This is a genomic window from Robertkochia solimangrovi, assembly GCF_007279655.1.
Classification (GTDB): Bacteria; Bacteroidota; Bacteroidia; order Flavobacteriales; family Flavobacteriaceae; genus Robertkochia; species Robertkochia solimangrovi.
Genome location: NZ_QKWN01000015.1, coordinates 71357 through 86953, shown reverse-complemented (window position 1 = coordinate 86953; position 15597 = coordinate 71357). Strand labels below are relative to the sequence as shown.

At 43.1% G+C, this 15597-nt stretch carries 12 protein-coding genes, 1 tRNA gene and 1 riboswitch; of the genes, 11 read left to right on the top strand and 2 right to left on the bottom strand.

What is annotated here, in order from left to right; translation table 11 throughout:
- Positions 1 to 356: 356 nt before the first annotated feature.
- Positions 357 to 430 (bottom strand) — tRNA-Arg (locus DMZ48_RS17835).
- A 248-nt stretch (positions 431 to 678) separates the two neighbouring features.
- Between DMZ48_RS17835 and DMZ48_RS17830 the strand changes: the two genes are divergently transcribed.
- The 9 genes from DMZ48_RS17830 to DMZ48_RS17790 all read left to right on the top strand — a co-directional run bounded on the left by DMZ48_RS17830 (position 679) and on the right by DMZ48_RS17790 (position 9890).
- Entirely contained in the window at positions 679 to 2571 is a 1893-nt protein-coding gene (locus tag DMZ48_RS17830; protein WP_143956531.1) for an Nramp family divalent metal transporter, read from the top strand.
- A gap of 141 nt (positions 2572 to 2712) precedes the next feature.
- Positions 2713 to 2809, top strand: a riboswitch (TPP riboswitch).
- 99 nt (positions 2810 to 2908) lie between these two features.
- Positions 2909 to 3112 carry a sulfur carrier protein ThiS gene (gene thiS, locus DMZ48_RS17825; protein ID WP_143956530.1) on the top strand — a complete coding sequence of 68 codons (204 nt, stop codon included), beginning with the start codon at positions 2909 to 2911 and terminating at the stop codon, positions 3110 to 3112.
- A gap of 38 nt (positions 3113 to 3150) precedes the next feature.
- A complete protein-coding gene (gene thiC, locus DMZ48_RS17820) occupies positions 3151 to 5007 on the top strand; it encodes a phosphomethylpyrimidine synthase ThiC (protein WP_143956529.1) in 1857 nt (618 codons plus the stop codon).
- 3 nt (positions 5008 to 5010) lie between these two features.
- A complete protein-coding gene (locus DMZ48_RS17815; protein ID WP_143956528.1) occupies positions 5011 to 5592 on the top strand; it encodes a thiamine phosphate synthase in 582 nt (193 codons plus the stop codon).
- Positions 5576 to 6340, top strand: coding sequence for a hydroxymethylpyrimidine/phosphomethylpyrimidine kinase (locus DMZ48_RS17810; protein ID WP_143956527.1), 765 nt, complete (start codon positions 5576 to 5578; stop codon positions 6338 to 6340). The genes DMZ48_RS17815 and DMZ48_RS17810 overlap by 17 nt, the downstream gene beginning before the upstream one ends.
- Positions 6337 to 6984: a thiamine phosphate synthase gene (locus DMZ48_RS17805; protein ID WP_143956526.1), complete on the top strand. Its 648-nt coding sequence runs from the start codon at positions 6337 to 6339 to the stop codon at positions 6982 to 6984. Before DMZ48_RS17810 ends, DMZ48_RS17805 begins: the two co-directional genes overlap by 4 nt.
- The gene (locus DMZ48_RS17800) at positions 6969 to 7742 is read left to right on the top strand and encodes a thiazole synthase (RefSeq protein ID WP_143956525.1); all 774 of its coding nucleotides are present in this window, start codon (positions 6969 to 6971) and stop codon (positions 7740 to 7742) included. Before DMZ48_RS17805 ends, DMZ48_RS17800 begins: the two co-directional genes overlap by 16 nt.
- Positions 7735 to 8847 (top strand): 2-iminoacetate synthase ThiH, encoded by a 1113-nt coding sequence (gene thiH, locus DMZ48_RS17795; RefSeq protein ID WP_143956524.1) that lies wholly within the window; start codon positions 7735 to 7737, stop codon positions 8845 to 8847. Before DMZ48_RS17800 ends, thiH begins: the two co-directional genes overlap by 8 nt.
- Positions 8838 to 9890 carry a ThiF family adenylyltransferase gene (locus tag DMZ48_RS17790; RefSeq protein ID WP_143956523.1) on the top strand — a complete coding sequence of 351 codons (1053 nt, stop codon included), beginning with the start codon at positions 8838 to 8840 and terminating at the stop codon, positions 9888 to 9890. The genes thiH and DMZ48_RS17790 overlap by 10 nt, the downstream gene beginning before the upstream one ends.
- A gap of 84 nt (positions 9891 to 9974) precedes the next feature.
- Here the strand turns inward: DMZ48_RS17790 and DMZ48_RS17785 are convergent, their stop codons facing one another.
- Entirely contained in the window at positions 9975 to 10589 is a 615-nt protein-coding gene (locus tag DMZ48_RS17785; RefSeq protein ID WP_143956522.1) for an RNA polymerase sigma factor, read from the bottom strand.
- A gap of 125 nt (positions 10590 to 10714) precedes the next feature.
- On the opposite strand from DMZ48_RS17785, the gene DMZ48_RS17780 reads away from it, so the two are divergent.
- Positions 10715 to 11863 (top strand): FecR family protein, encoded by a 1149-nt coding sequence (locus DMZ48_RS17780; protein ID WP_143956521.1) that lies wholly within the window; start codon positions 10715 to 10717, stop codon positions 11861 to 11863.
- 141 nt (positions 11864 to 12004) lie between these two features.
- Positions 12005 to 15589 carry a SusC/RagA family TonB-linked outer membrane protein gene (locus DMZ48_RS17775; protein WP_143956520.1) on the top strand — a complete coding sequence of 1195 codons (3585 nt, stop codon included), beginning with the start codon at positions 12005 to 12007 and terminating at the stop codon, positions 15587 to 15589.
- Positions 15590 to 15597: the final 8 nt, after the last annotated feature.

The window sequence follows — 15597 nt, the reverse complement described above, 5'->3', positions numbered from 1 at the left end:
TTTTTTTTTTGCCCCATAAATTAAGCTCAAGCGCTGGCTTGGTTTTGAAAGAAGACTAAGGATTATCTCTGTGATCCTGAATACGCTCCCTACTGCAAATAAAAAAGTCAGGTCTGCTACCGCATCCCTGTTTTTTTTTGCCCCATAAATTAAGCTCAAGCACTGGCTTGGCTTATAAGAAAAGAAGAGGATTACTACCGTGATCCTGAAAACGCTCCCTACTGCAAATAAAAAAGTCAGGTCTGCTCTCGCATCCCTGTTTTTTTTGCCCCATAAATTAAGCTCAAGCGCTGGCTTGGCTTAATTTATAGAACAAAAAAAAGCCGGTGCATCCGCACCGGCTTTTTTGAGTGATGTGATCGAGACAGGATTCGAACCTGTGACCGTCTGCTTAGAAGGCAGATGCTCTATCCAGCTGAGCTACTCGACCAGTTCGATTAAAGGCTAGCTTTAACCTCACATGCTTTATTTGTAAAGCGGTGCAAATATAAAGACCATATTCGAACCGCACAATATAAATTTCAAAAAAAATGAAACCATTTCAATTTAAGAAATTAATTGATTAAAAATCAGTTCTTTAGTTCTGGTTTTGAGAAAAATATTTCATAATTACCATCATGTCAGTGACTTCAATTACTTTTGTTAGGTAAGCGATTGCATTATTACCAACCAAAACCTATGCGTAAAACTCATCACCATCGCTCGTTAGATGAAGTTCATGAATCGGTAGATACCTCTGGGAAACGATCCCGGTTCGGACGTATACTCGCTTTTTTAGGTCCGGCATACCTCATCAGTGTCGGTTATATGGATCCCGGAAACTGGGCTACCGATCTGGCCGGTGGGAGTCGATATGGTTATGCGCTTATCTGGGTCTTACTCATGTCGAATATCATGGCACTCTTACTGCAAAGTCTTAGCGCCCGACTGGGAATTGTTCGCGGACGTGACCTGGCTCAGGCTTCTGCAGAGACCTATCCGCCAGTCGTGAATTTTTTCCTGTATTTCCTCGCGGAGATCGCTATCGCTGCCTGTGACCTTGCCGAGGTGATCGGGATGGCTATCGGACTCCAGCTACTTTTCGATATTCCATTGATCTGGGGTGTTTGCTTAACCGTCTTCGATAGCTTTATCTTACTTTTCCTCATCAGTAAAGGAATGCGTAAGATGGAGGCTTTTATCATTGCGCTGATCTCGGTGATCGGACTTTGCTTTGTGGTAGAAATGATCCTGGCAAAACCGGATATGTCTGAGCTGGTAACGGGATTTGTGCCGACGTTACCCGATGACGGCGCATTGTATATCGCAATTGGAATCATCGGAGCCACCGTAATGCCGCATAACCTTTACCTGCATTCTTCCCTGGTGCAATCCAGGAAGTTCGAACATAACCGTTCCGGAATACGGCAGGCGATTCGTTTTAATTTTATAGATTCCGCGATTGCACTCAACCTGGCTTTCTTTGTCAATGCGGCCATCCTCATCCTTGCAGCAGCTGTCTTTTATAACAGCGGTCATTTCGAAGTGGCGGAAATTCAGGATGCGCATCAATTACTGCATAATCTTCTTGGAACCAAATGGGCTCCCATACTTTTTGCCCTTGCCCTGATTGCAGCTGGTCAAAGTTCAACGCTTACCGGAACTCTTGCCGGCCAGATCGTGATGGAAGGTTATCTCAATCTCCGGATACAACCCTGGGTAAGGCGTCTAATCACGCGTTTGCTGGCGATAGTTCCGGCTTTGATTACCATATTGTGGTTCGGACCAGATTCGACGGGAGAACTGCTTGTATTAAGCCAAGTAGTACTCAGCCTGCAACTCGGATTCGCCATGATCCCACTGATCCATTTCGTAAGCGACAAGAATCTGATGAACGGATTCGAGATCAAATGGCCCACAAGAATAGTTTCCTGGCTCGTTACCCTTGTGATCGTCGGACTCAATGCCAAGTTGGTCTTCGATGAAATGATAGGGTGGATTCAAAATTCGGAGGATCCGATCTGGATCTATGCGATCGTTCTTCCTTTAGTGATCGGCGCTGTAGTGCTGTTATTATACATCACCTTTATGCCCTGGTTACGTTCTAAAGGATACGTAATGCGTCCATCCGGTATACCCCATAGCTATCCGGTTGATATTTCCCTGACCAGGACCGATCGGTTCTACAAACAGATCGCTATTGCCATCGATTTTACAGATTCTGATAAGAAGAGTTTGACCACCGCTTTTCGTCTGGGAGGTACTGATGCAACCTACCATTTAATTCATGTGGTAGAAACTGCCGGTGCTCTTGTATATGGGAAGCAGATCGATGATCTCGAAACCGAGAAGGACCTTGAAATGCTCAATGCCTATGTACAGGAATTCGAACGAAACGGAAGTCAGGCGAAGGGCATTCTTGAATTCGGTAAACCTTCCAAGGCGATCGCAGCTGTGGTGAACGCTCCGGAAAATAAGATCGACCTCCTGATCATGGGTCGCCATGGTCACGATAACATCACCGACCTGATCTTCGGTACCACCGTCAACCGGGTTCGGCATAAAGTTAAAATTCCGGTTTTTATAACCTGATCATCCCCAGTTGTATTAGGATCACTAATGCCACTAGTGCCACCAGTATCACCAATGTCACTTGTGTCACCAATGTCACTTGTGTCACCATTGTCATCATTGTCACTATGTTATTCCATGTTTTTATTTTATATTTGACATCGTAAACTTTAGGGGTGTCGGTTAAGTCCGGCTGAGATAATACCCTTTGAACCTGATCCAGGATAATACCTGCGAAGGGAAAAGTTAACCGATCTTTTGCTGTTTTTGTTTTACTTAATAAACGTATCAGTAATTGTATCACTTTTCTACAGGAACAATTCCCTAAAAGTTTACAGCTATTAAAATTTTAAAAATTATGATAACTGTAAACGTAAACAATCAATCCCATTCATTCGAGGGTTCTCTGAATCTTGAGGAACTTCTTTCCGTACTTTCAATGACTTCAAGAGGAGTCGCCATCGCTGTTGATGAAGAGATCATCACCCGGTCGTTATGGCAGAAATATCGGCTTGCCGACGGAAATAACGTGGTCATTATTCAGGCTACTCAGGGAGGTTGACGGTTACAGCATTTAAAAACGCGTAAATCAATCAACTTATGAAGAATGATCAAATGCCCTCCGGGCAAAGCATCAGCAGGGATCCTTTTCCCAATGCTGAAAAGATCTATGTGAACGGTACTCTGTACCCGGAGATCCGGGTGCCGATGCGTAAGATCGTACTCGACGATACCGTAGACAAATTCAAGAATACCCGAACGCCAAACGAACCGGTTTTGGTTTATGATACGAGCGGACCTTATACCGATCCAACCATTGAGATCGATGTTCGCAATGGGTTACAGCCGGTGCGTCAGCAATGGATTGCTGCCCGGGAGGATGTCAATTTATTACCGGGGCTTTCCTCAGAATTCGGACGAGAAAGAGCTTCAGACCCTAAATTGGAGGAATTGCGTTTTCAGGTGAACCGAAAACCACTGAAAGCGAAAGAAGGGAAGAATGTTACCCAGATGCACTATGCTAAAAAAGGGATCATTACACCGGAAATGGAATACATCGCCATTCGGGAAAATCAGAGATTACAGGAACTAAAAGAAATTACCCCGCAGCATAATGGTGAATCCTTCGGGGCTTCGATTCCAGAGGTGATCACACCGGAGTTCGTAAGGGACGAGGTTGCCCGTGGAAGGGCAGTGATTCCTTGTAACATCAATCACCCGGAAAGTGAACCCATGATCATCGGTCGAAACTTTCTGGTAAAGATCAATGCCAATATCGGTAATTCAGCGGTTACCTCTTCTATCGAGGAGGAAGTGGAGAAAGCGGTTTGGGCTTGTCGATGGGGAGCCGATACCATCATGGATCTTTCCACAGGAAAGAATATTCATGAAACCCGGGAGTGGATCCTTCGAAATTCTCCGGTACCAATTGGAACCGTGCCTATTTACCAGGCTCTCGAAAAGGTAAATGGTAAGGCCGAAGACCTGACCTGGGAGATCTTCCGGGATACCTTGATCGAACAGGCAGAGCAGGGCGTGGATTATTTCACTATCCATGCCGGGGTACGACTTCGCTATATTCCCCATACTGCAAAGCGGGTTACAGGTATCGTTTCACGAGGTGGTTCGATCATGGCAAAATGGTGCCTGGCGCATCATCAGGAAAACTTCCTTTATACTCATTTTGAAGAGATCTGTGAGATCATGAAAGCTTATGATGTGTCTTTTTCCCTGGGTGACGGATTACGACCTGGAAGTATAGCGGATGCAAATGATTATGCACAATTTGCAGAATTAGAGACGCTTGGAGAACTGACGAAGATCGCCTGGAAGCACGATGTACAATGCATCATTGAAGGCCCGGGCCATATTCCGATGCACATGATCAAAGAAAATATGGATAAGCAACTGACTGAGTGTGGAGAAGCTCCCTTCTACACATTAGGACCGCTTACCACGGATATTGCACCCGGCTATGACCATATCACCAGTGGGATCGGAGCCGCGATGATCGGCTGGTACGGATGTGCTATGTTGTGTTATGTAACCCCAAAAGAACACCTGGGATTGCCGGATCGTGAGGATGTAAAGACCGGAGTTATTACTTATAAGATCGCTGCTCATGCTGCGGATCTTGCGAAAGGCCATCCCGGAGCACAGCACCGTGATAATGCGATGAGTAAGGCGCGTTTCGAATTCCGTTGGAACGATCAGTTCAACCTTTCCCTGGACCCTGATACCGCAAGGGAATTCCATGATGCAACACTTCCGTCGGAAAATGCAAAGGTGGCCCATTTTTGTTCGATGTGTGGACCCCATTTCTGTTCGATGAAGATCACTCAGGATGTACGGAACTATGCAGAAGAGCACGGACTCGAAACCGAAGAAGCGCTGGAGGAAGGGATGAAGAACAAGTCCAGAGAGTTCAGGGATAAAGGAAATGAGGTCTATCTGTAAATCATGATCATCCTAATAACACAGGAGATAGGTATAAAAAATGAGATGGTCCTTTTGCAGGAAATGTTTCGGGAAGGACTATCCCGTTTGCATGTTCGTAAACCAGGTATGAACAGAGAAGGGTTGCGCGAATGGCTACAGGGATTTGATGCGGAATTCCATACCAGAATGGTAATACAAGATCACTTTGACCTGTTAGAGGAATTCAACCTGGGTGGCAGACATCTCAAGGAATCCATGCGAAATTCGGATTTACCCGAAGTATACCCTTTTGAGATGACGGGCGGATTGATCAGTACCGCGGTTCATGATCCGGATTCTCTGGAAAAAGTAACCACATTCGATTACGCTTTTCTGAGTCCGGTTTTTGATTCCATTTCGAAGGATAAATATCACGGAAGGAAATTTCATCTATCGGATCCTCCTTTGCCGGTTTTTGCTTTAGGGGGAATTACCGCGGAAAATGTTGGAGCTCTACCTCGAATGGGATATTCGGGAGCTGGGGTATTAGGAAGCATATGGAATAGGGAAGACCCGATAAAAGAATTTATAAAAATTAGAGAAGCCAGTGAAAACATCTTTTAACCGAGCAATGGTGCTTTGTGTCTCAGGTTTTGATCCTTCGGGGGGAGCGGGTATGCTCGCAGATATCAAAACTGTAAATTCTCTGGGGTGTTATGGAACCGGTGTCTTAACCGCAAATACTATTCAGACACCTGAAGAATTCTTTTGCTGTGACTGGATTCCCGATCATACCGTTTTGAAACAATTGAAAGTACTGCTTAACTGTAACAAGATCAAGGCAATTAAGATCGGTATTGTTCAGAATCTTGCCTTACTCGACAAAATTCTCGATCAGATCCGGATTACCGAACCCGAGATCCCGGTTGTCTGGGATCCTGTGATCAGTTCGAGTACTGATTACCGTTTCACCAAAGATGAGATGCTGCAGGATCCCTATTTGCCGGAGGTACTGAAAAAGATCACCATGATCACTCCAAATATTCCGGAGATCCGACAATTCGCATCCTCTTCTTCAGTCTCAGAGGGCATGAAATATGTAACCAGATTTACGCATTGTTATCTCAAAGGAGGACATAGTGAAACAGAAAAAGGAACAGATGTACTACATCTTAAAGGGGGATCGACTTATAAGATCTCCGGAGAGGAAAGAATACTTCCGCCAAAGCATGGAAGCGGATGCGTGTTGTCTTCAGCATTGACTTGTGGACTTGCAACAGGAGGTGATTTTTTGACCGCATCCAGGTTGGCAAAAGACTTTACTGAAAGATTTCTGAGTAGTCACCCATCATTAACAGGATATCATTTATGATCGCAAAATTACATTATATCAGTCAGGGCGAGTCGTCGGCCCTTCATCTGGAAAATATCGGGAGAATGCTCGATGCCGGGTGTAAATGGGTGCAGTTACGTTTAAAGGATTACCCGATTGAAATTATTGAGGATACGGCAAGGGCAGCAGTAAAACTTTGCAGGAATGCTGGAGCTACGATCATCATCAATGATCATGTGTCGATCGCAGCAAAAGTGGGTGCGGATGGCGTACATCTCGGTAGTTCGGATACCGATCCGAAAGTAGCAAGAAAAATTCTGGTATCCGGATTTATTATAGGAGGTACGGCAAATACCCTGGAAGATTGTATTCGTTTACAGCTTGCCGGTGTTGATTATATAGGACTTGGTCCACTGCGATTTACGACTACCAAAAAAAAATTGAGTCCGGTACTTGGAATCTCAGGCTATCGAAAACTACTACAGGAGTACAGGCAGGATGGTGGATCGCTACCGATCATTGCGATCGGTGGAATCATTGCTGCAGATCTTCAAGATTTATATAGGGCAGGCTTACATGGGGTTGCCGTTTCCGGATGGCTTACTGAATCAGATTTCCCATCCGAACGTATAGATCAAATCAACAGAACATTCGAAAAAGAAAGCATATGGAGTCAGTTTTAAAAATAGCGAATAAAACATTTAATTCCCGCCTTTTTATGGGTACGGGAAAATTCAGAAACAGTCAGGAAATGAGAGAAGCTGTGATCAGTTCTGAAAGCGAATTGGTAACTGTTGCACTCAAGCGGGTGGAGGCCGGAAGTCCTGAAGATGATCTGCTCTTACATCTTGGTATTGAGCAAGTATCTTTATTGCCGAATACATCTGGGGTTCGTACCGCTGAGGAAGCAGTATTTGCGGCCCGAATGGCACAAGAGGCTCTGGGCACGAACTGGGTAAAGGTTGAGATTCATCCCGATCCTAAATATTTGCTTCCGGATCCGGTAGAGACACTTAAAGCATGTGAAGAATTGGTGAAGCTTGGTTTCGTAGTGATGCCGTACATCCATGCTGATCCGGTATTATGCAAAAGACTTGAGGAAGTAGGTGCCCAATGTGTGATGCCCCTGGGAGCTCCAATCGGAACAAATAAGGGCTTGAGAACCCTTGATTTCCTGGAGATCATTATCGAACAAAGCAATGTGCCGGTTGTTGTAGATGCCGGTATCGGGAGTCCTTCCCATGCGGCACAAGCAATGGAGATCGGTGCTGATGCCGTATTGGTCAATACCGCAATTGCGGTTTCATCCGACCCTGTGAAAATGGCATCAGCCTTTAAAATGGCCGTGATCTCAGGTAGGATGGCCTTTGAAGCAAAACTTGGAGGAATAAATAATCAGGCTGCAGCCAGTAGTCCTTTAACTCAGTTTCTGTATGAATAGTTTCAAATTGATACTCGACCAGTACCAATGGGATGACATATTGGAGGAGATCATGAATAAGTCGGCGGGCGAAGTAAGGCAAGCCCTGAATAGTGCAAACCCCGGACTTGAAGAGCTAAAGGCCTTGATATCACCGGCAGCCAAACCATTTCTCGAACAGATGGCGATGAGGAGCCAGCAGCTTACCCGCAGGCGCTATGGGAATACCATGCAGATGTATGCACCGCTTTATCTGAGTAACGAGTGTCAGAACATCTGCACCTATTGCGGGTTCAGTCTTACCAATAAGATTCCGCGAAGAACCCTCACGGATGAAGAGATCTTAAAGGAGGCTCGTTTTTTGAAAGCAAAAGGCTATCAGCATATCTTACTGGTGACCGGAGAAGCGAACCGAACGGTAGGGGTTGAGTATCTGTGCAACGCTATCCGACTTTTGAAACCACACTTTGCCAATATTTCAATGGAAGTACAGCCCTTGGATCAGGATGAATATGAACGTTTAATCAGTGCCGGACTCTACGCAACCCTGGTGTATCAGGAGACTTATCACAGGGAGACTTATAAGATGCACCACCCCAAAGGGAAGAAATCAAATTTTGATTATCGATTGGAAACACCGGATCGATTGGGTAGGGCAGGTATTCATAAGATCGGATTGGGTGCTCTATTCGGTTTGGAAGACTGGCGGGCAGACAGTTTCCTTACGGCTTTACATTTGAAGTACCTGCAAAAGACCTACTGGAAAACCCGGTATTCGATCTCTTTTCCGCGATTAAGACCATTTAGCGGAGGACTTGATCCAAAAGTTGAAATGACCGATGCAGATCTTGTTCAATTGATCTGTGCTTATCGCATTATCGATGGTGATGTGGAGCTTTCACTATCAACCCGTGAACGGGAGATCTTCAGGGATCATGTAGTAAACCTGGGAATTACTTCTATGAGCGCTGAATCTAAGACGAATCCGGGAGGGTATGTAGTAGCCCCTGAATCGCTTGAGCAATTTGAAATTTCGGATGAACGTTCGGTGGAAATGATCGCCGATATGTTAAAGCAGCAAGGACTGGAACCTGTTTGGAAAGATTGGGAAGGATCATGGAGTTAGAAAAGACATCTTTAAACGAGCGCTATTCCCGCCATATCAAGTTGAATGAAATAGGATATGCAGGTCAGCAGAAGATCACAGCTTCGAAAATATTGGTGATCGGGGCCGGCGGACTCGGTTGTCCCTTACTTCAATATCTGGTTGCAGCTGGAGTGGGTACCATAGGCATTGTGGATAATGATGTTGTATCCCTGAGCAACCTGCAACGTCAGGTGCTGTTTTCCACTTCCGAAATCGGTAAGCTTAAAGTGAACGTTGCAGCATCACGTTTAAGCGAATTAAATCCTGAGGTCTCTATTATTCCTTATCCTGTAAAATTTCAATCTGATAATGCACTTGACCTACTTGAGGGATATGATATTCTCATCGATGGTAGTGATAATTTCAATACTAAATATCTGGCAAATGATGCTGCGGTTCTTTCTGGCAAACCTTTGGTTATGGCTTCGATATTTAAATTTGAAGGGCAACTCAGTGTCTTCAATTATAAGGGGGGACCTACCTATCGATGCCTTTTTCCGGATCGGGGAGATCCTGAGTTAACTCCGGCATGCAATTCTGTAGGGGTGCTGGGAGTATTACCGGGTATGATGGGGGTGTTGATGGCGAATGAAGTACTTAAAATGATCCTTGAACTGGGAGATATTCTGTGCGGTAAGCTCTTGAAGATCGATCTGTTGACGATGAAGCAACAAGTATTCACTTTTCATAAGGATCCGTCGATTGAGATTACAGCATTGGTATCTGAAAATAGTCTGTGTTCATTAAACAGGGAAATCGATCTGAAGACCTTTCAGATGCGACCTGAAGAATTCTTTTTACTGGATGTCCGGGAAACAGAAGAACGCAAAGTTAAAAGTATAGGAGGTTATCATATTCCGCTCACTGAATTATCCGTTCGCTACGAAGAACTCAAACCTTTTGACAATATACTTGTGTATTGTGCCAGCGGAAAGCGAAGCGAACAGGCTATACAATGGCTTTCAGATAAATACAGGAATAAAGTGTTTTTCAATCTTACAAGGGGCATTGAGGGGAATTGAGAGTTATGAATTAAGAATTAAGAATTAAGAATTATGAATTGAGATTTGAATTATAATCAACCATTTATAATTTACCACTTACCACTAGAAACTTTCAACCCGTTCTTCGCACGCTTTACGGTAAAAATTTTTCGGACTTTTATGAAGGAGCAGAAAAAGAAGGTATTCATTTTCCCCTTTGAAATTTTCCCGGATCTTTTGATAAGCGATTCGCATTTGTGATTCTACGGTTTTGACAGAGATGTTCATTTCTTCGGCTATCTCACGGTATTTGAGGCCTTCTATTTTATTTTTCAGCAATATCTCACGGCAGCGTTCCGGAAGTTCAGCGATTACCGACTTCAGTTTCCTGATTTTATCGGCCATAACTTCTTCATCAGATTCTAGATGTGCTGATAAAGCACGGAATTTAAGATCATCAAAGAATTCCTGTTCCTTCTTTTTTTGTCGGTAATGATCGACATAGATATTATAACATATTCTGGAGAGATAGCCTTTCAAATTGGTGATCCTTTCTGCATTTTCCCGTTGTTCCCATAGAGATATAAATGCCTGTTGTACAATGTCTTCCGATTTGTCATTATCTTTAACATAGGCATTGGTATAGGAGAATAACAATTGATAATAGCGTTCAAAGAGACTTTTAAAAGCTCCCTGATCTCCATCTTTAAGTGCACTTATCAATTGTAGTTCAGTCATCTGAATGGATACTTTTACGCTTAAGGAATCAAGATTGAAAGTGTAAATATTAAAAAAAATTAAATTTCTTTTAAGGGTTTTTACAAATTAGCAAGATTTATTAATAGAACAAGGAATAAATAACATTGGAAGATCTGATTCAAAAATATATCGATGATACCCTTTCGAAGGAGGAAGAACAACGATTACGACTTTGGCTTTCAAACCCGGAGAATCGTCAAATTTTCGACAAAATCCTGAAAGAAGATTTTGATCTTCATTTTGCGATTAACGAAAGAGATACGGGGGAAGCCTATTTACGACTTCTTAAGCGAATGGAGCGAACGCCATTCCAGCGTGAGAAGAAATCGGATTCCCGTTTAGGTTGGTTGAAATATGTTGCTGTTTTCATCGGAATTATTGGTCTGGGATATCTTATAAAACTGAACAATCCATTTGAAACAACTATAATACCTGCAAAAACGGAATCGATCACTTTGGAACTTGAAGATGGGTCTATCGAGATTCTTGATGAAACTGGGAACCGGCAGTTTACTAATGCAAAAGGGGAGGTAATTGGTAAACAGGAAGCTGATCGCCTAACCTATCAGTCCGGAAGTTCAAACGACAAGTTAGCTTATAATACGTTGAAAGTCCCATTTGGAAGGAAATTCGATTTATACTTGTCAGACGGTACCAGAGTGGTTTTGAATTCCGGCAGTGCTATACGTTATCCGGTTAAATTTCTTTCAGGTGATCGCAGAGAGGTGACTTTAATCGGGGAGGCCTATTTCGACGTGGCCAAAAATGAGTCAGCACCATTCAGTGTTTCGACGGAAGAGCTCAAAGTTACGGTGCTGGGTACCGAATTTAATGTGACCTCTTATCCGGAAGATACCAATGTCGATGTTGTACTGGTAGAGGGATCGGTTGCTCTTTCAGCTTTCGATGGTGCATCACGTGCAATGCTGGAACCCGGTATGAAGGGTGCTTTGAATAAGACCTCCGCAGAAAATTCTATTATCGTTTCTCAAGTCAATACAGCGGTGTATACTTCCTGGATGACTGGCCGACTTATTTTCCGGGATATGCCATTTAGAAATATCGCAAGAAAACTGGAAAGACAATACAATGTTAAGATAGTGATCGAAGATGAAGCGCTTTCCTATGAGCCATTCAGTGGAACACTTGATCATGAAGACCTGGAAAAGGTGCTTTCCTATTTTAAAGACCTTTATCAAATGAATTACAGAATAGAGAATGAAATCATTTACATAAGTCAACCTAAAAATTAAGTGCCGATGAATTGATAAAAATTACCAGCTAACTAAAACATTGATCGCACTTTATATAAAAAACGGAAGGTGCTGGAACCACCTTCCGTATGTTTTAAGTGATCAATATTCATTAACCACTAATTATCAACACCTAAAAGTATGAAAAAAATTTTTAGGGAATACGGCTATTTTTGCCGGGTTCCTAAACTTGATCTGAAGATGAGATTAACCTTTTTATTGTTATTTACTGTACTACTCAGTCTTCACGCCAATGATAGTTATGCACAAAAGGCGAGGATCTCACTTGACCTCGAAAATGTAACACTTAAGGAAGCGATCGACAGAATTGAAACTACCTCTGAGTTTAAATTTATCTACCGGTCGAATGAGATCGATCTCAATCATACCATTTCTATACATGCCAGTAAAGAAAGGATCGATACTATATTGAATTCCCTTTTTAAAGGTACTCAGATAGATTTTGAAGTACGGGATACCCAGGTTTTACTACGCGCTAATAAAAAAGGATCTAATCCTGTAAAGATGCCGCACCCTGTTGTATCCGGACAAACAATCATTACGGTTTCCGGAATGATCACCGATGAAAAAGGGGTACCGCTCACTGGTGTATATGTAACTACGGTAGATGATAAACTCGGAACAGTTAGTGATTTTGAAGGAAAATATAGAATTCAGGTTCCTGAGGAGACTACCGGACTAAAATTTCATTATATCGGTTTTGAGGAACAGATCATTGAACTGTCTCAATATCCTAACCTGAGCAATGTGGTAATCACCCTGAAGGAAGAGGTGAGCAAGCTGGATGAGGTGGTGGTTACCGGATATCAGACCATCGCCAAGGAACGTTCGGCCGGATCTTTCGGACAGGTTGGTCCGGAACAATTGCAGACACGTCCTGCATCCATCAACCTATTAGAACGTCTGGAAGGAACAGTTGCCGGACTTGATTATAACAACGGAATCATAACTATCCGCGGAAGAAGTACCATAAATCTCGGATATACCCCATTGGTGGTGGTAGATGGTTTCCCGGTTTCAAACCCATATAATGTCAATGTAAATCCAGAAGATGTTGAATCAGTTAACATTCTTAAAGATGCTTCCGCAGCTTCGATCTGGGGAGCCAGAGCCAGCAATGGAGTGATCGTTATCACGACAAAGAAAGGGAAAGCTAACCAAAAGCTGAAGATCGATGTTTCTACATTCACCTCCATTACCGAAAAGATTGATTATTCCGATATGGACTGGATGAATACTTCCGATCAGATCGATCTGGAGAAGGAATATATCGATAAGGGCTGGAACCTGAATTATAGTACACCACTGAATTTTAATTATTCGGTGACCTTGCTTGATGAAGCTCAGATGTATCTTGACGGGCTTGCACCGAATGGAGATCAATGGACCAATGCGGAATATACTAAGTTTGTAAATGATCTCCGCGGAAGAAATGCCGCAGAACAATGGGAAAAACATCTGTTGAGGAGTCCGATTCTGAACACCTATAATCTCGCAATCTCTTCCGGAAGTGAGCATAATACTACCTACGCTTCCCTGATGTACAATGAGCAGAAAGGTGCTGCGATCGGTAATGCAAATAACCAGCTTATCTTCAACATGCGCGATACCTATCGTTTCAATGATAAGATCGAATTCTATGCCGGACTTACCGGAATTGCTCAAAAAACATTATTTAACGGGATCAATCCGTCAAGCCTTCAAAATGAATCGGCTTATAATGAACTGGTAGATGAATACGGGCAAAGAATTCAATATTATAAGGCTTGGCATCCATGGGCTTCTGAAGAAAGGGAAGCCTTGACGGGTATATCTCATTCTTATAATGCTCTTGACTACATCGAGCATAATGACAATACGGAGGAATCACTTTATCTGAGAGCTCAATTAGGATTAACCGCTGAGGTTTTCAAGGATCTGAAGTTCTCTACCAGTTTTCAATACGAAAAGGGATATAACAATACGGATGAATTCCAGTCGATGGATCACTACGATCAAAGAATTCGTGTGGCCAATATGTATGTGGATGATCCGGCAACTGCGGCGGTTGAAAATCAATTCATGGTACCGAAAGGAACGCGGTATGAATATATAAGAAGAAAATCGAATTCGTGGGTTTTCAGAAATACACTTACTTGGGATAAACATTGGGGGAAGCACGAGTTCAATGTCTTTGGAGGTTTGGAAATGCGCAAGATCACCTCTGAATATCTCACCGACCGTAAATATGGATTCAACAAACAGACCCTTACGTCTGTACCCGTAAATGAACTCGCCTTTGAGGGAGGGATGTTAAGCAACTGGAATGGGAGTCGATTTTATGATTATGGATTTGATTTTGCCAATGGTGATCAGCGTGAATTATCAGGATTTGCCAATGCATCCTATGACTTTGACAATCGCTATGCGATCAATGGAAGCTTCAGAATCGACCAAAAGAACCTGTTCGGAAGTGATCCGGATTTCAGATATAAACCGCTCTGGTCTGCAGGGGTAGCGTGGAATGCAGAAAATGAGGATTTCCTTTCTGGAGTTAACTGGATTAACAGACTTCGTGTTAGAGCCACGCTTGGGGTCAATGGAAATGCCAGTAGCAATCTTTCTCCTTATGCAAGAGCGACTAATTTCTTAAGACAGTGGGGAGGAACGCTGCTCGATATGATGATCCTTACCCAACCTGCCAATGATAAATTAAAATGGGAGGAAACCAGAACTACCAACCTGGGAATTGATTTTGACCTTTTCGGGAGTCGATTGGGAGGAACTATTGAATATTATAACAGACAAAGTGATGACCTTATCGCAAGAAGATCGCTGGATATTACCAATGGTTTTGATAGTGCAGAAGTCAATTATGCATCGATGGTGAACCGTGGGGTTGAATTCACCCTGAACACCTCCATTCTGAGAGCGAAGGATTTCGACTGGAGAATTCAGGCGAACATCGCGTATAATCATAATGAGGTGACCGGAATCGAAGATCAGATTCAAACGCCGAACCAAATCGTGGAGAATGGAAGCCTTGCTGTAGGGAAACCGTTAAACAATTTATATAGTTTCAATTATGCCGGTCTCGATAACGCCGGTACTATACTTCTGGAAAATACCGATGGCACCACTAAGTCCTGGTTGGACAGAGTTGATTCAGAAGAGGAATTGATTTATCACGGAACAACAATAGCACCATGGTTTGGTGGTTTGAGCAGTACAGTGACCTTTAAAGGATTTGACCTGACGGTGAACACGACTTATAAATTTGGTTATGTATTAAACCATAATTATGGTCGGGGATATCTCGGTTGGTCGCAACGTCAGCGTATGAACGAGATCTGGAATGAAAGATGGCAGGAACCGGGGGATGAACTTACCACAAGAGTTCCTAAAATCGCCTATCAGGGTGTGAATCCTTATAACGGACTTAGTGAGAGTAGAACACATAGTTTTAATGCAGATTATTACTATATGTACTCTCAGGATAATGTGATCAAAGGAGATTTTATCCGTGTGAGAGATCTGATACTTGGTTATACGATGCCATCGGAATACCTTTCTTCGATCTTCCTGTCCAGTCTGAGGATCAGTGCACAGGTAAGGAACCCTTTTCTATGGGTTGCCAATGACAGGGGTGTAGACCCGGAGGCCAGATATACCATGGCTTACGATAACCTTAAGACCTTTACGTTCGGACTCAGAGCAACATTTTAAAAATTTTA

What these genes read in the sequence shown, in the direction of transcription:
- DMZ48_RS17830 (WP_143956531.1), top strand. Translation starts at nt 679, where the DNA reads ATGCGTAAAACTCATCACCATCGCTCGTTAGATGAAGTTCATGAATCG.
- thiS (WP_143956530.1), top strand. Translation starts at nt 2,909, where the DNA reads ATGATAACTGTAAACGTAAACAATCAATCCCATTCATTCGAGGGTTCT.
- thiC (WP_143956529.1), top strand. Translation starts at nt 3,151, where the DNA reads ATGAAGAATGATCAAATGCCCTCCGGGCAAAGCATCAGCAGGGATCCT.
- DMZ48_RS17815 (WP_143956528.1), top strand. Translation starts at nt 5,011, where the DNA reads ATGATCATCCTAATAACACAGGAGATAGGTATAAAAAATGAGATGGTC.
- DMZ48_RS17805 (WP_143956526.1), top strand. Translation starts at nt 6,337, where the DNA reads ATGATCGCAAAATTACATTATATCAGTCAGGGCGAGTCGTCGGCCCTT.
- DMZ48_RS17800 (WP_143956525.1), top strand. Translation starts at nt 6,969, where the DNA reads ATGGAGTCAGTTTTAAAAATAGCGAATAAAACATTTAATTCCCGCCTT.
- thiH (WP_143956524.1), top strand. Translation starts at nt 7,735, where the DNA reads ATGAATAGTTTCAAATTGATACTCGACCAGTACCAATGGGATGACATA.
- DMZ48_RS17790 (WP_143956523.1), top strand. Translation starts at nt 8,838, where the DNA reads ATGGAGTTAGAAAAGACATCTTTAAACGAGCGCTATTCCCGCCATATC.
- DMZ48_RS17785 (WP_143956522.1), bottom strand. Translation starts at nt 10,589, where the DNA reads ATGACTGAACTACAATTGATAAGTGCACTTAAAGATGGAGATCAGGGA.
- DMZ48_RS17775 (WP_143956520.1), top strand. Translation starts at nt 12,005, where the DNA reads ATGAAAAAAATTTTTAGGGAATACGGCTATTTTTGCCGGGTTCCTAAA.